This is a genomic window from Mucilaginibacter sp. P4_A11 (genome assembly GCF_056402535.1).
Window position 1 is genome coordinate 703,115 of sequence record NZ_JBFUHE010000002.1, and the last position, 23,587, is coordinate 726,701.

The window sequence follows — 23,587 nt, forward strand, 5'->3', positions numbered from 1 at the left end:
ATTATATTAGCCCTGTTAACCCCCTTTTGTTAGTAGAGTCAATCCCACCCAAAGCTACATATCGCTTAAGTATCTGAATACGACAAAAAAAGCTGATCATGGTTTTATGATACAGCCTCCTTCAAAAACAAAAAGGATGTCACTTCAAAAAGCGACATCCTTTTTTATTGGATTTACAAATGCTCAGAACCTATTTCCCTAAAACATCCAAAACAGGATGATCAATAGCATTTAATGTATTCTCTGATGATTTTATCAACTCAAGTACGGTAATTTGATTATCGCCCTTTTTCAACCACTCAGCAGGCACATAAACAGTTTGCTGCGGACCGTAATACCAGTAACGGCCTAAGTTATGCCCGTTGATCCAAACAATGCCCTTACCCCATTTGCTCATATCAAGATAAGTATCGGCTAATTTATCAACCTTGAAAACGGCTTTTTTCAATTGTGGTGCGTTATTCGCAACTACTTTTTTAACTGATGCAGTTACCTTCACTTTATTAATATCATCAAAAGGCAGGGAATACATTTTCCAGTTTTTCAACTCGGTACCTGCAAACAGCACTTTCTCGGTAATGCCTTTTTTGTTTTTAAGCAGGTACGGGCCAAAATTGATGCGACCAAGGTTTTCAACCAAAATATCCAGTGTTACCTTTCCTTTAGGCAGGTTGACCAAAAGACTATCCTGATATTTACGCCTGTCTACAATACCTACACGTTTGCCGTTTACATAGATCAGCCCGTAATCGCGCAGGTCTTTTATTTTAAGCAAACCAGATTTGCCGCCGCTAATTGTTGTGCGATATAACACAAAGCCATAGGCCTGGTTAAGGTCTTCAAAAGAAAGCGGTGTGCTATTGATCTTTGCGGCCGGCAACACATTAAACAAACTGGTTGATTGCGTAAATTTAATAGCCGGAAGGCTCATAACAGGCTTAGCTGCCGGAACTTCGGGAAGCGTTACACCGGCAGGCAGGTGTTTGCTGATCACCGCCCTGAATTTCATAAACTTATCGGTAGCATTACCTGCCTCGTCCAGCGGCGCATCATAGTCATAACTGCTGATCTGCGGCTCGTATGGGTTTTGATCGTTGTAGTTTGCGCCGTTCATGAAACCACGGGTTGTGCCACCATGAAACATATACATGTTGATAGAGATCCCTGCTGCCAGCACCGAGTCAAGTTTCGGAACATATTTATCTGCAGGTATGGTATGGTGTGCAGTTCCCCACCAGTCAAACCAGGCCGGGTACCATTCGGCAATAAAATAAGGGCCTTTGCCTGCATGGTTTTCGCCAATCAGTTTCTTAACCTTTGCTACATCATCAACACCGTTTATAGCTGGTAAAAGGCCCGGTAAATGACCGTCTTTTATAGCAGGTTCAGGATCGCAGGTATAAAGCTGACCATCGAAACCGGCATCAATAAACATTTTACGGTTAAGGGCAAGGTAATCTTTATCGCTGCCGTATGAGCCATATTCATTCTCTATCTGCACCATTAAAATATTACCGCCATGGTTCACCAGCAGCGGCGATAGTTGTTTACCAACTTCGGTAAGATACTTTTTATACGCTTCCAGATACTTAGGCTCCTTGCTGCGCACCACTAATCCCTGCTCCTTTTCGAGCCAATAAGGATAGCCGCCAAACTCCCATTCGGCACAAACATACGGGCTGGGGCGCAGGATCACCCAAAGGCCTTCCTCCTTTGCTATCTTCACAAATTCGGCTATATCATGATTGCCTGTAAAATCATAATGTCCTTTTTGCGGTTCGTGTACATTCCAGAAAACGTAGGTACCTATGGTATTTAAGCCCATAGCTTTAGCCATTTTCATACGTTGGCGCCAGGCTTCGCGCGGAACCCGGGTATAGTGCATTTCGCCGGAGATGATCTGCAAAGGCTTGCCATCAAGCAGAAATGTAGTATCGCCAAGAGCGAAAGTGTGTTTAGCAGTTTGCGCCTGCGACCTTGTGGATGCAAACAGGATAGCAAAGAGGAACAATAATTTTATAAGCTTCATAAATTAAAAGAATGCAGGATTTTAGTTTTATTAATGATTTTGATGATGATTATTTTACGGTTAATGTTACGGCTGATGATTTAAGGTTACCGGCGCTAAACTGCACCTGTACTTTACCCGGTTTACCGGTAGTTTGTATATATGCTAATAAGCGGCCGTGTAATGCCTTGCGTTTGTCGGACTGATAGTTTTCATGACTGCTGGTGCTGCCGCTTTCTAACCCCTGTAATTTGGCCGGGCCTGTTACAGATACTGTTATCTCATCCGTAGCAGTAAATACCGGGTTGCCGTCTTTATCGGTAATGTAAACTTCAATTTGGCTTAAGCCTTTTCTATTGCTGCCAAATGAGGCATTATCTGCTACCACTTTTAACTGGTAAGCATCGCTGGCAGTTTTTATGCTGTTGGTACAAACTTGAATGCCATTGTTATAGCCTTTAACAATAAGTTCACCGGGCTCATAGTCAACCTGCCATGATGGTACTTGTCCCTTTGCGGTGCTGCGTGATTGTTTACCGAGTGATTTACCATTCAGAAACAGTTCTGTTTCCTGGCAATTGGTAAAGCAATCAACCTTTACTTTATTACCGGGCTGCCAGTTCCAAACAGGCTCGGCAGTGCGGTGGCTCCAGATGCCTTTGTCTTCGGTACTGGTTATGGCACGCGCGCCTATGTAAACCATTGGCTTAGCCGACCATAAACTTTGCCTGAAGAAATACTCAGGCTTTTTAAACCCAGCCAGATCAACCAGACCGGCACCGTTACTACGCTGCGGCCATTTACCGGCCTCGCCAAGGTAATCGATACCTGTCCATAAGTATTGAGCAGAAATATATTCGTTGCTGTCAACCGCATTCCAGGCTTGCTGAGCCATGCCGTTTTCGCTGCCGTAAATGATCCGGTTAGGGTATTTTTTATGATCTTCGGGATAGCGGTATTCCTGGTAATTATAGCCTACAACATCAAGCACATCAGGATAACCCACCTCGTTAGACATTACGACACCGGCTAAGGCAGCAGTTACCGGGCGGGTAGTATCAATGGATTTTACAGCTTTAACTAACTGTTTTGCAATAGGAGTTAATTCGCTTGCCGGTGGATGATCGGGCAAATAACCTTTGCCATAGATCTGCGGATTGCGACCAGTATTCAGCACTTCATGCGTGTAAGGATCATTTGGATAATCGATCTCGTTACCGATACTCCACATAATAATTGAGGGGTGGTTACGCGCACGTAATACCATATCGGCTACATCCCGATCCGCCCATTCCTTGAAATATTCGTGGTAGCCATTTTTGGATGGTGTGCCTACGTTCCAGCCGGCTACCCATTTGTTTTTTCCAACCTCCCACTCATCAAAAGCTTCGTCCATTACTAAAAAGCCCATCTTGTCGCATAGGTCGTACAAATAATCGGCGTGTGGATTATGGCTTAACCGGAGTGAGTTTACGCCGGCATCTTTCAATATTTTCAACCTGCGTACCCAAACTTCCTCAGGAACGGCCACACCGAGTGCTCCGGCATCATCATGGATACAAACGCCTTTTAGCTTGGTGCTTTTATCATTCAAAAAGAAACCTTTATCCTTATCAAAACGGATACTCCTGATCCCTACAGCTTGTGTTACTTCGTCAAACGATTTACCATTACGGCTAAGCGATACTTGTAGTTTATAAAGGTTGGCTTTTTCGGTATCCCATAACTGAGGAGATGATAATTCTTTCTCAAACTCAACATCATGAACACCTGGCTTTGCTTTTATTTGTTTTTGGAGGACTGCAGCCACTTTTCCCTTATCATCAAACAGGTTTACTTTTACCAATACAGCAGCATCCGTAGCCTTGCTATTGGTAATGTTCACCTTAATTTTTACGGTAGCTTTTTCGGCCGAAACTTCAGGCGTAGTAAATGCCACATCCCAGGGGGCAATATGTACAGGGTCTTTAACTATCAAGTACACGTTACGGTAAATCCCCGAACCTGTATACCACCTTGAGTCGGCAAAGTCGCTGTGATCAGCCTTAACAACTATAGTATTAGTACCTTTCAATTTCAGGTACGGGCTTAACTCATACTGAAAGGAGATAAAGCCATTCGGGCGTTTACCTAAATAATGCCCGTTGATCCATACCTCGCTGTTTTTGTATACACCGTCAAAATAAATATATACTTGTTTACCCTGCCAACTGGTGTTACCGGCAAAACTCTTTTTATACCAGCCGATGCCGCCGGGTAAATAGCCGGTTGCACTTGCCCATTCATCGCTGAAAGGCCCCTCAATGCTCCAGTCGTGCGGAAGATCGACAGTTTTCCATTGGGTTTCGGAAGCGATCCCGCTGATACCCGCGCTGATGTCCCCTTTGTGAAAACCCCAGGCCGAATTAAATAAAGCAGGTTTGCCTGTACCCTGCGCGTTGAGCAAGCCAGGCAGCAATACCATGCTGAGTAAAAAAAGAAGTGAATAGTTTATATTTTTCATTGCGATAGAAAATAAGATGCTATTTAATGATACCCGTAAGGGTGACAATGGAACGGGCCGCGATAACATTTTTATCCCCGGTTATTTTAACCGCTTTAAGCTCGTCGGTCACCGATGTCCGGTATGATGTTGTCAACTGAACCTTAGCATTATCCAAATGAAGTGCCACAGTTACATCAATAGCGCTGGGATTAATCACAACCACTGTTAAGTTTTTCCCATTTTTAAATGCTGAAACAAGCAAAGGTTTGTCTTCGGAAGATGAGGAGACTTCGGCATCAACTCTTACAGCCCCAGGGTTAACAAACCTGCTGTAATTGCCCATTGCCCAAAGCATTTTGCTCGCGTAAAAATTACCGTCGGTTTTATTTTTATCGATATAGATAAGGCCATCCTTATAGTCATAGGCCGAAATAGCCGTCCACCATTGCCAGGCCGAAGCATTGGCAGCGGTAAGGTCAGTATGAATTACTGATGCCAGATACAGTGCTGCGTTGATACCCAGATCACGTTTGTTACCGTCAATTTCACCGGCGTTATCACCTAAAATGCAATATTCCGATTGCCAGAAATCCAGCCCTTTAATGGTCGCCACACTATCGGCCAGTGCATTACGATTTTTTACCGACGATGCCATTGGCGACGTAGTAAAATAGCTATGCGCTGAAATGGTTTTGGTTACCGAGGGCAGATCGCCTAAATAATTGGCCGATCCCGGTTTAAAAAAATCATCAATCTGGCCGCCCTTCCCCGGTTTATCGCCTTTGGTGAATAAATAATTAATGCTCCCGGCTTCGCCAACCAAAATTTTTGAGCCAATCTTATTACTCGTAAACTCTTTATTGATAGCGCGGATCACACCTGCTATCTCGGTATTATTATACGGTGCCCCTTCCTGCCCGCCATCGCTCCAATCCCACTGTGGCTCGTTGATCGGGCTTATATAATCAAATTTCACTTTGCTTACCTGCTCAACGCCCTTTACCACTTTGGCCAAAAACGTAGCATAAGCATCATATTTATCGGGAGCTATATTTACTTTACCACCATTGGCATAAGCCTTACCATTAACGGTAAACTGCACCGGCGGACTGTTATTAAAACCTAAAAATTGTTTAACCCCACGTTGCTTAGCAGCCTTCAGAAACCACACCTGCCCGGCTTGGTTTTGCCAGTTATAACTGCCATCATTATTTAAAAAAGATTCAGCACGACGCCACTCGTCTTTAATGCCACTCTCGTTCCCCTGCTGGGTGCTGCCTGCACCAATATTAAACCGCCATAACGATAAACCAATACCTTTTGGCGAGCCATCGGTGTAGGTATCCTGGCTAAAAAGTAAATCAGCAATTTTATTGCGCTTATCATCATGCCAGTTGCCCACAAACTGGCATGACCATGCATCCGACGCACCAAAATTGCTGATAGTTTGGTACGTTTTTGAGAAATTGATATCAATAGTAACTTCTTTGCTTTGGCTGTTTGCAAAAGGGATATTAAGCCCTAAAACAGCGGCAGCCAGCAGCACTTTTTTTATAGTAGTTTTTATTATCATCGTATTTAAATCAACAAATAAAACAGCACTAAACAGTGCTGTTTTATTGCAATATTATTGTTGCACTATTTGCCATTGCTGGTTAGCGCTACCGCCATAAGGCCATTGTATGATGCCTGCGCCATTAGTTGTAGACGCTCCGTTAACATCAAGCGCAAGCCCGCTGTTGCGGTTAATTACTTTGTAAATACCATCGCTGGTTGCAGTAAGCTGCCATTGCTGGTTGTTCCCTCCGTTCCATGGCCATTGTATAATGCCCGCACCGTTAGCTGTCGAACTCATATTAACATCAAGCGACTGGCTGCTGTTGCGGTTAGTTACCTTGTAGTAGCCACCGCCGTTGGCAGCAATAACCCATTGCTGGTTATTACCTCCGTTTTGAGGCCATTGAATGATACCTGCTCCGTTAACAGTTGAACCGCCATTAACATCAAGCGCCTGGCCACTGTTAACGTTTAAAAACCGGTAGTAAGCACCAGTATAAAAAGTGTCGGTACCACCGGCACCTACGCCCCATGCATATTTGATCCGGCTTAAGCCCGATGTATTTGTTGTTGATACGGTAAGACTTGTACCTGTACCGCTTAATTGTTGGATGGCGTAGCTATCGCCTGTACGCACACCCGGCCAGTAAACAGCACCCATGCCAAATGCACGCGCCTGGTTAGTTAAACCCTGCAGGTAGGCTATTTCCTGATCGCCACCGATGGCGCTGGTATAGTTTTTACCGCCTGTCATCGGGATACCAAACTCGGTAAGCACTGCGCGGCTACTGTATGCGCCGATATTGCCTTTTAAGCGATTTTCCCATTGCAGGGCGGTCGTAAGTGTGCCGTTACTAAAAAAGGTATAATCATGTATCGACAACAAACAGCCCGAAAAACGGCTGTCGGCACCCACCCCGGTAATATCCTGCGAATAGGAAGTACCGCTGATGAGGATCCTTCCCTGCGGAACAGAAGGATAATTGGTTAACCACTGGGCACAGATGGTTGTCCAGTCGGTTAGCGAATAACCGTGTGGTTCATTAAATATTTCAAAGTACACATGCGCATTACTGCCGTATTTGGTAACTATGGTTTGCCACATTGACCAAAACTCGGTCGTGTTATCTATCTTTCCGTCTGCCGATGATTTGGCTTCCCAATACCCCAGTATCACGTTCATCCCTTTGCTCAATGCTTTGTCAATAACACCGGTGTATGAGTTCCACCAGGTTTGTGATACGGTGGAATAATTTACAGGCAGCCTCACGGTATTTGCACCTGTATTGTTTTGGATGCCGGTTAAAACGGCATCGGCTTTAGCAGATACCGTGGCATAGCTATCGGCAGATGTTAAGCCGCTTAATACCAATATCCCATCACTAAAATTATCACCATCGGCAGCCCAGTTCACGCCTTTCAGCGCGCTTGCCGGTGTTGAATCTGTAGTAACTGTTTTATCTCCTGTTTTTACTTCATCCGGAGCTGATGTTTTTTTTACTGATACGATATCCTTCTTACACCCCGCCGCCAAACAACACATCGCTAAAAATGCAATACTTAGTTTCTTCATAATTTGCTATAGGTTAGAATTGGGTAGAAAAAAGGGGGAAGAAAGAAGCTCTTCCCCCGGAATATTGGTTGTTAGTAACCTGGGTTTTGTTGCAACTGACCACCCGATGCCTGGATCTCGCTCCTTGGTATCGGTAACCAGTAATGTTTGGTTGCAAATGTGCGGCCATCCAAAGCTACTTTAGATGTATAAACAAAGCTGCCATTTGCATTTTTGGTAATGATCACCCCACCTGCAGGTTTGTTCTCAGTAACGTCGGCAATTTTCCAGCGGCGTACATCGTAAAAACGGTGCTCTTCAAACGCAAGCTCAACACGGCGCTCATAACGTACGGCATCACGCATTTGTGATTGTGAAAGCCCTCCGGCCAAAGCCGGCATATTAACACTTGGACGGGAACGGATCAGGTTGATAGCTGTACGCGCCGATAACGATGAACCTGAAGGAACAACATCCGGCCCGTAAGCTTCGTTAGCAGCCTCAGCAAAGTTTAACAGGACTTCAGCATAACGGAAATAGATCCAGGGCTGGAAACCCGCGTTACCCCATGGGTTTTGCAATGGGTAAGCATCATTCATGTATTTTTTAAGATAGTAACCAGTTTTGGTGGTGTTCCAGTTATCAGGTCCGTCTTTGCTATCCTTACCACCCGGAATATAAGAATCAACTGTTTGTCCGCGGTAAAGGGCACCATTGTATAACACGGTAGCAGCAAACCTTGGGTCACGGTGATCATACGGATGTGTTGCATCATAACCTGACGTTGGATCGGTAATGGCTTTACCATTATCCATTTCATAATCATCAACCAGGTTTTGAAGCGGTGTATTACCAGCCCAGCCGCCATAACCATTAGGTCCATTGGCTATTTCAAGGTGTGTATGGTTGGCATTTTTTGTATATAAACGCTCAAAAATGGCCTCGTTGGTTTCATTGGTTAAAAACAGGTTACCGTAACCGCCAGTGTAAATACCATATTTGTTAAGGCTAATAACCGCCTGAGCAGCGGTAACAGCGTCAGCCCAGGTACCGGCAGCGTAAAGCGGGCTTGCTGCATATAATCGCAGCCTTGATTTTAGAGCCAGCGCCGCGCCTTTTGTGGCACGCCCTAAAAGCCAGCCGCCATCATTATCTAACGGCAATTTTGCAGCCGCATCATCAAGCTGTGCAACCGCATAATCGATACTCTCTTTAATCGAAGCGCGCTTAAACAATGAAGGATCCTGTAAATTATCGGTAAGCTGAGATACTTTATCACCCACTAAAACAACACCACCATAGTTACGGATCAAGTCCTGATAGCGGAAAGCCCTGATAAATTTAAGCTCACCTTCAAGGCGTGTTTTACGCGCCGCGCTCATTGTTATTTTTGGCAGAATGCTCAAAGCATAATTACATTCCCTGATGCTACGGTAGCTACGTGCCCAAAGTACACCCGCACCGCCTAAATTTTCAGGAGCCAGCTGGCCTCTTTGAATAAGCCAGGTAGCATCATCGTTATTATAGATGGATTCGTCGGTTAGGGAGCTCCACATGCTGTATTCAAAGCCGCGGCCAAAACCGGGGTTTGATCCGTCGCCTTCTTTGTCTTGCAACCTTGCACCTATGTAACGGTTAGCTACGAATGCCTCAAATACAGCTGTATCCGTCTCTACTGCAACTGTAGAGATCCTGTCGGTAGCCTGCACATTCAACAGATCTTTTTTACATGATGTGATACTTAGCATAGCACCGCATATCATCATCATATATAATGGGGTTTTATATTGTAGTTTCATTGTTATTTACTGATTAAAATTTCACGTTAACACCCAGGTTAATAATTCTTTGCTGCGGATAAAACTGACCGCTGCCACTGGTTCCTTCCGGGTCATAATCTTTCACTTTGCTAAAGGTGAACAGGTTAAACGCGCTCGCATAAACCCTTAAGCCGCCAAGCTTAATTTTTGAAAGGAATGCTGAATTGAAGCTATAACCTAACTGCGCATTCTTTAACCTTAGGAACGATGCATTATTAAGCCAAAAGGTGTTATTATACAAACCACCACTAATAGCGTTTGAAGCACGGTCGGTTACCCTTGGGTAAGAACCGTTAGTGTTTGAAGCACTAAACCGGTTATCGGCCCAACTGCTGTAAAAGTTACCTACGCTACCTGCTTCTGGTAATACATACTGGCTAACCTGGGCCTGGCCTGCAAACAGAACAGACAGATCAAATCCTTTGTATGCAGCGTTAAAGCTAAACCCGTAAGTGATTTGTGGTATATTACCGTATTTGGTACGAGTTTGGTCATCAGCAGTGATCTTCCCGTCGTTGTTATAATCGAGGTATTTAAGATCACCTACTTTTGCTCCGGTTACATGCGGATAAGCATCAAGATCGGCTTGGGTGCGGAAGATACCGATAGCATCATAAAGCAGTGATGTACCTAAAGGCAAACCGGTTTGACGCTGATAATCTAAAGTACCACTTGCTTCATCAATAAAGATGATCTTGCTTTTGGCATAAGTGATGTTACCGCTTACTCCCCAGCTAAATTCACGACCTGTATGGTTATAACCTAAAGTTGCTTCAAAACCCTTACTGTTTACTTTACCGATATTTTCGGAAGGCACTAAAGGAGTATATGTTGAAGAACCATCATTGTAAGGGTTCACGATGCCTGAAGATCCCGGAAGAGAAGCACTTCTGTTTGTGAGGATATCAGATCTTTTTTGCTGGAAATAAATAGCCTCAATAGTGAAGTTATGCAGGAAAGTGGCATTAATACCAATGTCCAACTTTTTAGCAACTTCCCAGGTGATATTGGGATTGGCAAGTTTTACAAGATTAACGTTAGGCTGAGCAGTGTTTGAACCACTTCCCGGTGCGGTTGCCACCAAACCATTATTAACCAAAACATAATTGTCAAAATACTGGAAACCACTTACGTTATCGTTACCTAACGAACCATAAGAAGCCCTTATTTTTAAGTCATCAAAAAAGTTAACGCTGTTTTTAAACCAGTCTTCTTTCGTAATTCTCCAGCCTACTGATGCAGAAGGGAAGTAACCCCATTGTTTTCCCGGAGGGAAAATCGAGCTGCCATCTGCACGAAATTGACCTTCAAATAAATACTTCTCATCGTAAGCATAAGCCACACGGCTGATCACGCTTCGGCGGTTGTAATTTGAACTGTAGCCTGAGTTAAGATAATCAGTAGCCGCACCACCACCCTGTGAAAGTTCAGGTAATTGCGATGACAAGTAGTTAAAGCGTGTTGCATCAAAATACTCAAGATGGTTTTTGCTTTGCTCATAACCAACAAATGCGTTAATATCGTGTAAACCAAATTTGCGTACAAAATTCAACTTTATATTTGAAGTAATAAGCGACTGGTTGTTTTGCGACTCAAAAAGTGTTGCCTTGTTGTTATTACCCCCCACAATTACAGGTGAATATACCTGCGTAGTGGCGCTGTAACTATAAAGGTTGTACGGTTTGCTGAAGTTTTTATCAAAAGTATTAGACTTATCTACAGAAAAGAAACCATCTAATGAAAGACCTTCGATACCCGGAATAGAGTAGCTGCCTCTCAAAATACCATTGAAAACCTGCGTTGGATTATTGTTAATACCGCCAAGATCGGTTACCTGTACAGCAGGGTTATTATTTTCGATACCTGTTGTTGGTAATCCGTTAGGATAATATGCTGCAACAATAGGTTTTGCCCTGTACACAGAACGGAACAGATCACCAGCCCCTGTTACAGGGAACTGCCTGTCTTCCTGACGGCCCGATAATGATAAACCTACTTTTAAACGTTTGGTAACATTTGCATCAATGTTTGAACGGAAATTGTACTGGTGATATTTGGTAACACCGCTTTTGTAAATACCATCCTGGTAAAGAGTACCTAATGACACGAAATATTTTACATCTTCGCTACCACCGTTAACCGATAGGCTATGCTGATTTTGCAAAGCAGTACCTTTAAGGGTTTGTTTTTCCCAATCAGTATTTGGATAGTTTAACGGGTCAGATCCATCTTTGAATTTCTGGATCTGATCAGCAGTGTACGCCTGGTTCGGGCCGCCATTCGGGTTCGAATCAAGGTTGATCTCGTTCATGATCTGAGCATAAGTTGCAGCATCAGCCATTTTTGGTAAACGGGTTGGTGAAGCAAAGCCCTGGTTAAAGCTGTAATTGATAGTTGGTTTGCCTGTTTTACCGCGTTTAGTAGTGATGAGGATAACACCGTTTGCAGCACGGTTACCGTAAATAGCGGCAGATGCATCCTTTAATACCGACATGCTTTCGATATCGTTAGGGTCGAGCCTTTCCAAACCACCTATCTGGCCTGGGATACCGTCAACTACAATAAGTACGTTGTTGCTGCCGGTTGTAGCCAAACCACGTACAGTAATGTTTGAGCCGTCATAACCAGGTTCACCACTACGGTTATTAACAATAACGCCCGAGAAACGACCTGCAATGGAATTTGACAAGTTGGGTTGAGGGCTTTTTACCAGTTCGGCACCTTTTACCTGCGAAATTGAACCTGTTAAGGTTGCTTTTTTCTGGGTACCGTAACCTACAACTACTACCTCGTTTAATGACTTTGAATCGGCTGTTAATTGTACGTTGATGGTGGTTTGTCCATTAAGAGCTACCTCTTGCGATGTGTAACCGATGTAACTAAACACCAACGTACCTGATGAAGCATTTGGAACGTTAAGGCTAAAGTTGCCTTTGATATCGGTAACCACGCCAGTTGATGTGCCTTTAAGCGATACACTTACACCTGGTAATGTTTCACCTTTTTCGTCGGTAACTTTACCGGTTATCCTGGCATCAGGTAAGCGCTGCTCATTAATAGTACCCGCAAAAGCCATTACCGGCATTTGGATTGTAGCGAAACAAGCAACGGCCATGCTGGCCGCAACGACGAAAAAGCGGGGTGATCTTTTCCGATGAGGAGAATCCTTTTCGAGTAAATTTGGTTTCATATGGTTTTTTAAATTGGTTTTTTAATCGGCTTAAACCTTTCAACTGCGAAGCGCACAAAACATGAAACGGATTTGGTATTGATTAACTACCGCGTCCTTTTCTGTAGTAACTTTCATGCACAGTACAAAAGTTTGGTTTAAACCTTGGTTATTGGTAGGGCTAAATTGCGTTTTTAAGCAAAAATCAGTGAGGGGTAAATTCTGATTAAGAGAGGGGGTATTTAATAAAAAAGCCTCAAAAACAGTGATTTTGAGGCTTTTTAAAGAGGGGGTAAATTAATATTATCAATTCTCTTTGATCACGTCACGGTTCACATTGTAATTGTTATGAAATGGCTTGCGATATTTCTTGATATAATCGGATGGGTTTATTCCAAACAGCTTATTGAATTGCTCCCTAAAGTATTTCAAATCATTTAATCCCACTTTGTAAGCCGTTTCATAAACCGTGCTATCAGTAGTGAGCAAGATCTCGGCAGCTTTACGCAGGCGGATAAAACGGATAAAACTGTTTGCCGATTGCCCCGAAATGGATTTGATCCGTTTGTATAAATTAGAATGGCTCATGCCTATTTCGGCGGCAAGCGTTTTGATACTGAAGTCGGGATCGGTTAAATGCTGCTCAACTATCAAAAGGCATTTTTCCAAAAACTCCTTGTATTCCTGAGAGATCTTCAGATCATTCGACTTGTTAAGCGTTATTTCATTATAGAAATACTTTTGCAGGTTGTTCCTGCTTTTCAGGATGCCGTTAACACGGGCCACCAGGATCTCCTTTTCAAAAGGTTTGCTGATATAATCATCGGCACCGCCCTCAATACCTTTGAGCTTTATTTCTGGCGATGAACTGGCGGTAAGCAATATCACCGGGATGTGGTTTAAAACTGGATCCTCCTTGATACGGCTGCACACCTCAATACCACTTAAACCCTGCATCATTACATCGCTTATCACAATATCGGGCACCAGGTGATAGGCAAGTTCGAGGCCATCCGTACCGTTATCAGCCTCAAAAATCTCAAACTCACCGGTAAAGATCTGTTTAAGGTATGTGCGGATCTGCTGGTTATCATCAATTAGCAGCATAGTTTTGGTATCGGAACTTAAGGCTTCGTGGCTTTTATTAACTATCACAGTGCTTGCGTGTTCTGCTGTATTTAATTCACCTTTGTTCTCCATCAGCTCATCCAGAAACACGGAGGTTTCTGCCACGTCTTCAAAAACAAACTGCTGCCCAAAGTGCTCCCTACCTTTTAACAATGACACATGAAATGTCGTGCCCTGCCCCTCCTGGCTGGTATAATCAATACTTCCTTTATGGTTTTCGATAAATGCTTTAACCAGGTAAAGCCCAATACCAAAGCCGCCTGCCAATGGTACCGAATTTTGCAACTGATAAAACTTGCCAAATAACTGATCGCCGGTACCTTCCGCTATACCACAACCACTGTCTTTTATTTCGATAGTAATTTTATCGTTAAAATCGGTTATCGCACAGCTTACAATACCATATTCGGGCGTAAATTTCAACGCGTTTGAGATCAGGTTAAACAAGGCTATTTCCATCTTTTCCCTGTCGGCATAAATCTCTATCGCATCCTTTTCACTTACAAAATCAAACTGAATATGTTTGGTGCGTGCCTGGTGATTAAAACACAAAAACACCTCATGACAAAGCGATACCATATTAAGTCTTACTATTTTAAGCTTATCGGTATCACTTTCGGCTTTCCTAAACAGCAAAAGCTGATCAACCAGACTCAGCAGGCGCCGGGCATTCCGGTAAATGATGTGCAGGTTTCCAGCATCATCGGTAGCCTCGCCCTTCCCAAACAGCATATCCTTTACCGGGTTAATGATCAGCGTTAGCGGCGTCCGGAACTCATGTGAGATATTAGTAAAAAAGGAAAGTTTACGCTCATTAAGCTCTTTATCTTTTTCGGCCGAAAGCTGGGCCACTTTAACTTCATATTTAAGCCTGGTTTGGCGGGTTTTGTATAAGATGTAGTAATAGGTAACAAGCCCCGCTGCTGCAATGTAAATCAAATATGCCCACCACGTTTTATACCATGGCGGCAGGATCTTAACCTGCAATGTGGCATAATCTTCAAACCATAAACCATCCTGATTGGATGCTTTCACCCTGAAGGTGTAATCGCCGGGTTCAAGATAACGGTAAGTAGCCAACCGCTGATTGCCAACATAGTTCCAGGTTTTATCAAGGCCATCCAGTTTATAGGCAAACTCGCCCTTATCCGGATAGGTATAGTTTAACGAAGCGTATTGGATAGAAAACACGGACTGATCAGGCTGTAGTGTAATTTGCCTTGCTTCGTTAATGGCTTCGGGCAAAGCCGTATGGTTCTTGTCAAGATCCCCAACTTCAACCTGCTTGCCAAAGATCTGTAAACCTGTTATAATAACTTTTGGCTTGTAGTAACTTTGATTTACTTTTTCGGGGTCAAAGAAATTAAGTCCTTCCGTTCCGCCAAAATACATTAAACTGTTAGCGGAATCAAACAAAACAGATCCGGCGTTAAACTGTCCGGCCTGTAGCCCATCCGACTGGTCATAATTCAAGAGCTTGTTATTACGGGTATCCAAATTTGATAGCCCTTTATTAGTGCTTAACCATAAAGAACCATCAGCCGATTCTTTAATGGCCGATACCGTATTATTAGCAAGGCCATTGGTTTCATTAAACTTTTTAAAAACCCTGCTTTTAAGATCATAGGAAATCAAGCCGTCGCCCTCCGTCCCTATCCATAACCGGTGTTGCTTATCGGGGTGTAATGAAAAGATCACCTGGCCGGGCAAGTTGCTCTTTTCATCGGCAGATTTAAAATACCTGCTGAATTTCTTTTGTTCGGCGTTATAAAAGTTGAGCCCCCCACCATAAGTACCCACCCACAAATTGCCATTATCATCTTCTGCTATCGATCGTACATCGTACGAAGTAATGCTACTATTAGCTGGTGTATAATTGGTAAAAGTTTTCGTAACAGCATTAAACAGACACAAGCCACCGCCATTGGTGCCAATCCATAAATTTTTATGCCTGTCCTGGTAAATTACACGAACATCATTACCACCCAGGCTTTTGTCATTTCCCTGGCTGTGTGCATAGTTTGTAAATGAATCTGTTTTTTTATTATACAGCAAAAGGCCTTTTGCATAAGTACCAAACCATAAATTACCGTCCTGATCGGTATATCCGTATAAAATAGCATTATCAGTGATGCTGCCTGGTTGCCCGTCTGCCTTGTATTGTTTTATCAGGGTACCGTTATGGCTGGTTTTGTAAATCCCCTCTCCATCAGTACCCAGCCATAAAAAGCCGTCGAGGTCCTGGCATAGGCCGTAAAACCTTACCAAGCTTTCGCCGCTGGCCCCATATCGTTTTTTGGCGATCTTGGAAAATTTCTCCTTGATGCTGCTTACCATGTAAATGCCATCGCCATAGGTACCTACCCAAACGTTCTTATCCTTATCTATATAAAGTGTTTGGACAGAGCGTTGCGTAAGATAATAGCCATCATCACCGGTTACAGGCTGCAGGAAAAAGTTGTTTGTATCATAGTTAGGGCTTGAGCCAATATTAACTTTAAACAGCCCGCCATCCTGTAAACCAACAAGCAATTGCTTATCACTATCCTCAATAACCGATATGTATCGCTTACTTTTAATACCCGGCTGACTGGTTTGCAGTAAGGTAAATTTGTTTAATTGCCTGTTGTAGTAGCCAAGCCCGCTTCCGGTTGCTATCCACATGTTGTGAAAATGATCTTCAAAGATATCATTGATGCGGGTGGCGGGCAGGTTAGCTACCGGAGATCCTATGCCTTCGAGGTTAGCTATCACACCATTTTTGTGACTAAAAACATTGATACTGCCTTCCTGCGTGCCTATCCATACCAGGCCCTTTGAATCTTCATACAAGCAGATAACCCTGTTGCTTGACAACCGGGGTAAATTAGCCTGCGTATAGTTAAAAACCTTTGCCGATTTGGCATTGAAATAAGAAAAACCCTGCCCGTAAGATGTTATCCATAAATTCCCGTCATGGCTTTGGATGATATTACCAATATCATTTTTGCCTGCACGGTTAGAAGCAAATTTATAATGGACAAATTTTTCGGTACGGCTATCAAATTTGCTGAGGCCATTTCTTGACGACACCCAGATACTGCCGTGGGCATCGCACAAAACTTTCTGTACATAGTTACTGGCCAAAGCAGTTGAATCGCCCAGGCGCGATTTAAAAACCTTAAAAGTTGTGCCGTCAAAACGGTTAAGCCCGTCATTAGTGGCAAACCACATAAAACCCTTATCGTCCTGCGTAATACTATTTACAATACCAAAAGAAAGACCATTTTTTAAAGAATAGTTGAGGATCTTATTTTTGATAGGCGACTGGGCATGAGCCAAAGAAATGATCAAAAAAAGAACAAAACAGCAGAAGGATCCCTTTTTCATTAACAATTGCAGGTTGTGAATTACACAAATAATTGGAAGATTAAAGCTACCTAATTAATTGTTGAATGTACAACTATATTGCGAAAAATGTAAAATACCCGTTACACTAAGTAGAGTTGGCTTATTCAGATATAGAAAACTTGTTATCCTAAGTTGTTGACAGCAGCAATTACTGCATTTCAGATATCGATAATTGTTGGTAATGTGCCATTACTTCGTCAAAACAAATGGCAAGCCATTGGGTGTAATCATCGGGGTTATTTTTCAGCCCGGCTGCCAGCTGAGCCATGGTTGTGTATTTAAATGCAGATACCTCATCAGGGTCCGGCACCGGCAACTCATCAGTAACACCGAAGAACACGTGATCATACTCGTGTTCAATGAGCTCATCCTGGATAGTTGTACAGTAGATGAAAGAAAAAACAAAATTAAGCTCGCAGGCCATTCCCATCTCCTCCTCTAACCTTCTATGTGCTGCCTCAAGTGTGATTTCGCCGGGCCTTGGGTGACTACAGCAGGTATTTGTCCATTTACCGCCCGAGTGATATTTGCCGTCGGCCCGTCGCTGCAATAACAATTCACCTTTTTTGTTAAATATAAAAACAGAAAATGCACGGTGCAGCTTACCCTGAATATGCGCCTCCATTTTTTCCATAGTACCTGTTTGCTGATCGTCGCGATCAACCAAAATCACGGTTTCTTCTATCTTCACTCGCTATAATTATTATTATCTTCAGGTGAAACGCTGATCCCCTGAATTTTGTGTTATTTTATTTTTATACGATTAGGTAAGGTTAGTCGATGATCCGGTTTCAGCTTCCTTAAAATCAGGTAATGGCTGTCCGGCTATTTCAAGCAGGGTGGTTTCTATCATCCGGCACATGGCATTTAAAGCGAGATCATTGTCCTCGGTTCCAAAAGGTTCTTCAATTTCATCAGCAATGGCTTCAAACGCGACAAAGGTATAGGCTATGAAAACGACTATGAGTGGCGTTAACCAACCCAGGCTATCAACCAGGCCAAAAGGCAGCATAAAACAATACAGATAAACGGTGCGGTGCAATAACACCCGATAACTGTACGGGATAGGTGTTGACGCTATCCGTTCGCAACCGCCAACAATGTCCGATAATTTATTGAAGCTTTCCTCAAATGCAGCCTGAATGATCGAATCAATTTTCCCCTGTGCCTTAACCGTACGTACCCAATTCCCCATTTCGCTCAAAAGCATTATCGGCTTATACCTCGTCTCCCCTATTCGCGAAGCCAAATCGGCGGGTAGTCTTTGCTGCAGATCCGCATTCGCATCTGTTCCCCGTAATTGATGCTTTAAGCTGTACGTAAAGGTTATAAGCAATTGAACAAAATATTGCGGCTCCTGATCAGCAATTTGATAGCCTGTAGTGGTAAAAGCCTGCCGGGCCAACGAACGGGTATCATTTAAAGCGGCTCCCCATAGTTTTCTGCCTTCCCAAAAGCGGTCATAACTGGCATTATTCCGGAAACCTAAAAACAAGGCAAGCGCTAAACCAAACAAGGTAAATGGCGCAGGATTTAGCGGCACCTTGAACGAAAACAAAGAGCCATGCAAATAAACTATAATTATAGATACCACCAACAGCAAACCCAGGCGGGGCAATAAGCGTGGCAGTACAGAGCCATGCCAGATAAACAGCATCCTGAACCAATGCTCTTTTTTCCTGATAATCATGCTGCAAATTTCAGCTTTATTTTCAATAAAAAACGGATTTCCCTTTTGGAGAAATCCGTTTTTCAGTTTTATTTAATGAAAGGAAGCTTGCTTAGTTTACATCAAACCAAAGTTTGGTAGTAAGCGCATCGGCTCCCTGTGCGGCAACTGCCGACTGATAGTTAGTTTTGTTTAATGATTGTTCGGTACCCGGGTAAATAAACCTTACAGGTATTTTACCGTTCAGCGTACCGGCAACTGCCGGCTGCAATTGCGGATAATCAAGCCTGCGCCATTCTGTCCAGCCTTCAAGTCCCTGGCCAAACAAGGCCAACCATTTTTGCTCGCCAATTGATTTTTTATAGTTAGATGCATCGTATTTAACAGCCGGCTGTGCTAAATAAGTGGCAATATCCGCCGAAGCGATACTATATTGAGCCAATGCAGCAGTAACAGCCTGTCCATATAAAGAAGCTGCATCTTCGCTAGTAAAACCACGTGCGGCTGCCTCTGCCCTATCGAACAAACTCTCGGCATAGCTCAATATCACAGCAGGGGCGTGTGGCGCTCTGAAATATGTGCCTGGTTTTGATGTTTTGGTAAAACCGTAATTGCTGGCATCACCTACCAATAAGCCATTTGGCAAACCAACGTATTTTTGTGGTGTTGCATCCTGCGTTGGAGCAGCATATATAGATAAGCGCGGATCGTTAAGCGCAAACAGCTTATCAACTATAGTTTTGCTGATCCGATAATCATCACGCGTATCAAACAGGTTGCTTACAGGGTTTTGATTTGGTGAATCAATATAGGTGAACTGAGCTGTTTCAGCGTTCGAGCTGATGTATGAGCCGCCTTCGGCCTGGATATCTGCCAGCACTTGTTTGGCTTTGGCCGGTTCTCTATCGGCTATACGTAAAGCAATGCGAAACCTTAAAGAGTTGGCAAATTTTTTCCATGATGCAATATTGTTACCATATATCACATCACCAGCTATAGCCTTGCCCGAAGGATTGAGCGCTGTTTGAGCGGCTTTCAAGTCATCCAGCAAAGCAAAGTAAACATCCTTTTGGGCATCATATGCTGGTGTAAGGTACTGGTCAATATTGGCTGCCTGCTTGTAAGGGACATTGCCATAAGCCTCTGTCAACAAACTGAACGTCCATGAACGTAGCACCAGCGCTACGCCTTTATAGTTGGTATTACCCTGTGCATCGCCAATTTTAATGATCTGGTTAAGGTTTACAATACTTTTTGCATAGCCCGTGCTCCAAAGCTCTTCAAAAGCGCTGCTGGCATAAATATACCTGTCGGGATCGGTATACTGGATTTTAGACCAGTATTGCACAAAAAGCAAACTGGCATCCATGTTATTGGCTACGCCCCAATAAGTATCGGAAGTGGCTTTGGTAGCTGCGGTCAACAAGTAATCGGGTTGCGCCGTTTGCGAACCGTTAGGGTTTTGATTAAGCTTTACAAGGTCTTTTGTGCACGATGTAACCGACAGTAAAACCGCGGCAGATAGTATGCTGATATATTTAAGTTTCATGATGTTTAAAATTTAAGGTTTACGTTAAAACCGATGTTGCGTACAGTAGGCAGGGTAAGGTCTTCCAATCCCTGGCCGTTTCCTGTATTAAAGGCAGTTTCCGGATCGATGTTCGGAGCATTTTTATGGATGATCCATAGGTTACGGCCAACTACCGAGAATGTAGCCCCCTGGAAACCTATCTTATTAACCCATTTAGCCGGTAAAGAATAACCCAGCTTTACTTCACGAAGCTTGATGTAAGAAGCATCATATACAAATGCCTCGTCAATATTGGTAAAGCCTTTATAATACGACTGTGCCGGTATAATAGTAGTATTTGGCGAACCATCGGCCTTTACCCCTTTAAATATCATACCGTCGTTATATACGGTTACACCTGCCGGAGCTGCACCGGTTACCTGTATTGCCGCTGCCGATGTATTATTGCCCGGATAGTAGTAGCTTAAACCGCCGTTAGCTGCGCCGCGGCCTGGTAAAGTTGAGGCCAGTACACCGGTATAGGTACCTGTGCGGTTTGTGTTTGAATAAATAGATCCGCCAAAGCGTGCATCAACCAAAAAGCTTAGGTTAATACCTTTATAGGTAAAGCTGTTATTAATGCTTCCCAGCCAGTTTGGTGTAAATTTACCCAGATAGCGTTTAGTGGTATTGAATACCGGTGTACCGTTGGCATCAATAATGATTTGCCCGGAAGCGTTACGTGTGTAAGCTGTACCGTAAAGCGCACCATAAGGCTGCCCAAGCGATGCTAAAACCTGTACCGTACGATCCGTGCCTAATACCACACTTTGCAAGCGGCCATCAGCATCAAGTGCAGCTACCTTGCTGCGGTTTAATGAATAGTTGGTGGTGATATCCCAGGTAAACCCTTTAGATTTAATCGGGGTTAAGCCCAGCTGAACCTCAAGACCTTTGTTGTTGATACGGCCCCCGTTTATTACTTTGTAACCATAGCCTGTTGATGAACTTACCTGTACGGTAAGGATCTGGTTGGTACTATTGGTGTTATAGGCACTCACATCCAGGTGTACCCGGTCGTGGAAAAAACCCAGTTCAAAACCAGCCTCGGCTGATGTTGTAGTTTCTGGCTTAAGATGATCATTCAGCTCAGTAGCCGAAAAACTTTGTTGCGGATTTGAGCCAAAAAGCGTTGAAGAGGTAAAAACATTAAGCAATTGATAAGGATCAGTAGCCTTACCTACTTTTGACCAGCCACCTCTTAGTTTTGCATAAGTAAGTACATCGCTTTTAATACCCAATGCTTCAGACAGCACTAAACTTCCGTTAACTGAAGGATAGAAATATGACAGCGCATCTGCCGGTAAGCTCGACGACCAATCGTTACGGGTTGTAAAGTTAATAAATGCGTAGTTCCTGAAACCAAGCTGTGCTGAGCCAAAGTAGCTGTAGGTTTTAAGTTTACCATATTCGCTGGTTGAAACCAACGGATCGCGGGAATTACTCAATGTGTATAAACCTGCAACCGCAAGTTTAGGCGCTATCTGGTCATTTCGCTCGGTTGTTCTAACGGCTATGTTACCACCGCCAAATACGTCAAGCGAAAAATCATTGTTAAGCTTTTTAGTGTATTGCAACCTGGCCTCAGTATTGTTTTCGTTTACGCTGTAAGCATCCTCTTCGTATGAACCAAACGGCGTTCCGTTAGTGCCATACGCCACTTTGATCTTACGGCGGTCGTTATAATAATCAGTCCCGGTACGGAAGTTTGCCGAAAGACCATCAATGATCTTATAATTCAATTCGATGCTACCTATCAAGTGGTTTTTGTGCTGCCCAACTGTATTTTCATAAGCCAGCCAGTAAGGGTTACTGTAGTAGCTGTTATTCCAGTTAAAGGTATTGCCGTTAGCATCCTTATAATTTTTAAGCCTGTTGATATCAACCTGGCGGCCAAACCAGGTAAACTGCAGCATGGTACTGGTTGCGCGTTTACCATATGCGCCAGGAAGGTTATCAGCATCATCTTTACTAAAATCGACAATAGTGTTTACTGTTAATTTAGGATTAATACGATAGCTTGAGTTTAAGGCAAAAGAGTTGCGTCCCTGCGAAGTATTAGGTACAATACCTGTTTGATGCAAGTTATTGTATGATAACCTGAAATCGCTTTTATCGCTGCTGCTTGCTATCGCGATACCATTATTCAAAGTAACACCGGTTTTGAAAAAGTCTTTTACGTTATCGGGATGCGCCACAAACGGAACAGCCTGCCCGTTTGAATAAAATTGCGGGATCAAGGAACCATCCAATGCAGGGCCCCAGCTTTCGTCAACACCATCGTTAACACCGCCGCCTTTGCCATCTACATAACTGAATTTACCATTTGAGCCCTGACCATATTGGTTCTGGTAATTTGGAAGTATCTGCACATTTGAAAAGCTGGTGTTGGAGTTTATCGTAACGCCCAATCCTTTCGCGCCTTTACCTGTTTTAGTCCTGATGAGGATAACGCCTGCGGCCGCACGTGAACCATAAAGTGCCGCAGCGTTTGGACCTTTCAATACGCTTACCGATTCAATATCTTCAGAATTCAAATCAGAAATAGCGTTGGAAAAATCCCTTGAACCATTAGTTCCCAAAAACTGGGTATTATCAACTATAACCCCATCCACTACAAATAGGGGCTGGTTATTGCTGGAAATAGAAGTTTCGCCACGGATAATGATACGCGATGAACCCATATCACCCTGGCTGTTGGTAACCTGTACACCCGCAATTTTACCTGTCAGCGCATTTACAAAGTTGGTTTCTTTTGCCTCAGATATATCTTTTGATTTTAAACCCTGTACGGAATAACCCAACGACTTTTTATCTTTTGAGATATTGAGGGCTGTTATGACAACTTCATTTAATGAATTGGCTGCTTCAACCAACACTATATTTAAGGTTGATGAATTTTGTGTAACCGGTACCTCCTGTGTAGCAAAGCCGATGTAACTTACCCTAAGCACATCATTAACATTGGCATTGATGGTAAATTTACCATCCACATTGGTTTGAGCGCCCGTAGTTTTACCTTTAACAGATACACTAACACCAGGCAGCGGCAGCCCGTCGGTCTTAGCGGTTACCACCCCGCTTATTTTAACGGATTGCGCCGCAACCGTTTGGACGAGAATAAAAGGCAATATAATTGCCAGTAATAGCTTGTAAATTTTTAACATGATAATTAAAATTGTATTAATTTTTGATGCCGATACAGGTACAAAAAACATGGCAATAGCCTTAGCAGGCAT

General features: G+C 43.4%; 11 protein-coding genes. All 11 read right to left on the reverse strand.

From position 1 onward, the window contains the following. Window positions 1-190: 190 nt before the first annotated feature. The 11 genes from AC1DUD_RS06920 to AC1DUD_RS06970 all read right to left on the reverse strand — a co-directional run bounded on the left by AC1DUD_RS06920 (window position 191) and on the right by AC1DUD_RS06970 (window position 23,515). Window positions 191-2,029: a beta-galactosidase gene (locus tag AC1DUD_RS06920; RefSeq protein ID WP_477372940.1), complete on the reverse strand. Its 1,839-nt coding sequence runs from the start codon at window positions 2,027-2,029 to the stop codon at window positions 191-193. A 49-nt stretch (window positions 2,030-2,078) separates the two neighbouring features. Next, on the reverse strand, window positions 2,079-4,511 hold the full coding sequence (locus AC1DUD_RS06925) for a glycoside hydrolase family 2 TIM barrel-domain containing protein (protein ID WP_477372942.1): 2,433 nt from the start codon (window positions 4,509-4,511) through the stop codon (window positions 2,079-2,081). 19 nt (window positions 4,512-4,530) lie between these two features. After that, window positions 4,531-6,066 (reverse strand): glycoside hydrolase, encoded by a 1,536-nt coding sequence (locus AC1DUD_RS06930; protein ID WP_477372944.1) that lies wholly within the window; start codon window positions 6,064-6,066, stop codon window positions 4,531-4,533. 54 nt (window positions 6,067-6,120) lie between these two features. After that, complete coding sequence (locus AC1DUD_RS06935) at window positions 6,121-7,623, reverse strand: RICIN domain-containing protein (protein WP_477372946.1); 1,503 nt, start codon at window positions 7,621-7,623, stop codon at window positions 6,121-6,123. Window positions 7,624-7,694: 71 nt separating this feature from the next. Beyond that, entirely contained in the window at window positions 7,695-9,401 is a 1,707-nt protein-coding gene (locus tag AC1DUD_RS06940; RefSeq protein ID WP_477372948.1) for a RagB/SusD family nutrient uptake outer membrane protein, read from the reverse strand. Between the two features lie 13 nt (window positions 9,402-9,414). After that, the gene (locus tag AC1DUD_RS06945) at window positions 9,415-12,612 is read right to left on the reverse strand and encodes a SusC/RagA family TonB-linked outer membrane protein (RefSeq protein ID WP_477372950.1); all 3,198 of its coding nucleotides are present in this window, start codon (window positions 12,610-12,612) and stop codon (window positions 9,415-9,417) included. 285 nt (window positions 12,613-12,897) lie between these two features. Further along, window positions 12,898-17,088 (reverse strand): hybrid sensor histidine kinase/response regulator transcription factor, encoded by a 4,191-nt coding sequence (locus AC1DUD_RS06950; protein WP_477372952.1) that lies wholly within the window; start codon window positions 17,086-17,088, stop codon window positions 12,898-12,900. 169 nt (window positions 17,089-17,257) lie between these two features. Further along, window positions 17,258-17,800, reverse strand: coding sequence for an isopentenyl-diphosphate Delta-isomerase (gene idi / locus AC1DUD_RS06955; protein ID WP_477372954.1), 543 nt, complete (start codon window positions 17,798-17,800; stop codon window positions 17,258-17,260). Between the two features lie 72 nt (window positions 17,801-17,872). After that, complete coding sequence (locus tag AC1DUD_RS06960) at window positions 17,873-18,799, reverse strand: bestrophin family protein (RefSeq protein ID WP_477372956.1); 927 nt, start codon at window positions 18,797-18,799, stop codon at window positions 17,873-17,875. A gap of 91 nt (window positions 18,800-18,890) precedes the next feature. Beyond that, window positions 18,891-20,327 (reverse strand): SusD/RagB family nutrient-binding outer membrane lipoprotein, encoded by a 1,437-nt coding sequence (locus AC1DUD_RS06965; RefSeq protein WP_477372958.1) that lies wholly within the window; start codon window positions 20,325-20,327, stop codon window positions 18,891-18,893. A 5-nt stretch (window positions 20,328-20,332) separates the two neighbouring features. Continuing rightward, window positions 20,333-23,515: a SusC/RagA family TonB-linked outer membrane protein gene (locus AC1DUD_RS06970; protein WP_477372960.1), complete on the reverse strand. Its 3,183-nt coding sequence runs from the start codon at window positions 23,513-23,515 to the stop codon at window positions 20,333-20,335. Between the last annotated feature and the right edge of the window lie 72 nt (window positions 23,516-23,587).

What these genes read in the sequence shown, in the direction of transcription:
- AC1DUD_RS06920 (WP_477372940.1), bottom strand. Translation starts at nt 2,029, where the DNA reads ATGAAGCTTATAAAATTATTGTTCCTCTTTGCTATCCTGTTTGCATCC.
- AC1DUD_RS06925 (WP_477372942.1), bottom strand. Translation starts at nt 4,511, where the DNA reads ATGAAAAATATAAACTATTCACTTCTTTTTTTACTCAGCATGGTATTG.
- AC1DUD_RS06930 (WP_477372944.1), bottom strand. Translation starts at nt 6,066, where the DNA reads ATGATAATAAAAACTACTATAAAAAAAGTGCTGCTGGCTGCCGCTGTT.
- AC1DUD_RS06935 (WP_477372946.1), bottom strand. Translation starts at nt 7,623, where the DNA reads ATGAAGAAACTAAGTATTGCATTTTTAGCGATGTGTTGTTTGGCGGCG.
- AC1DUD_RS06940 (WP_477372948.1), bottom strand. Translation starts at nt 9,401, where the DNA reads ATGAAACTACAATATAAAACCCCATTATATATGATGATGATATGCGGT.
- AC1DUD_RS06945 (WP_477372950.1), bottom strand. Translation starts at nt 12,612, where the DNA reads ATGAAACCAAATTTACTCGAAAAGGATTCTCCTCATCGGAAAAGATCA.
- AC1DUD_RS06950 (WP_477372952.1), bottom strand. Translation starts at nt 17,088, where the DNA reads ATGAAAAAGGGATCCTTCTGCTGTTTTGTTCTTTTTTTGATCATTTCT.
- AC1DUD_RS06960 (WP_477372956.1), bottom strand. Translation starts at nt 18,799, where the DNA reads ATGATTATCAGGAAAAAAGAGCATTGGTTCAGGATGCTGTTTATCTGG.
- AC1DUD_RS06965 (WP_477372958.1), bottom strand. Translation starts at nt 20,327, where the DNA reads ATGAAACTTAAATATATCAGCATACTATCTGCCGCGGTTTTACTGTCG.
- AC1DUD_RS06970 (WP_477372960.1), bottom strand. Translation starts at nt 23,515, where the DNA reads ATGTTAAAAATTTACAAGCTATTACTGGCAATTATATTGCCTTTTATT.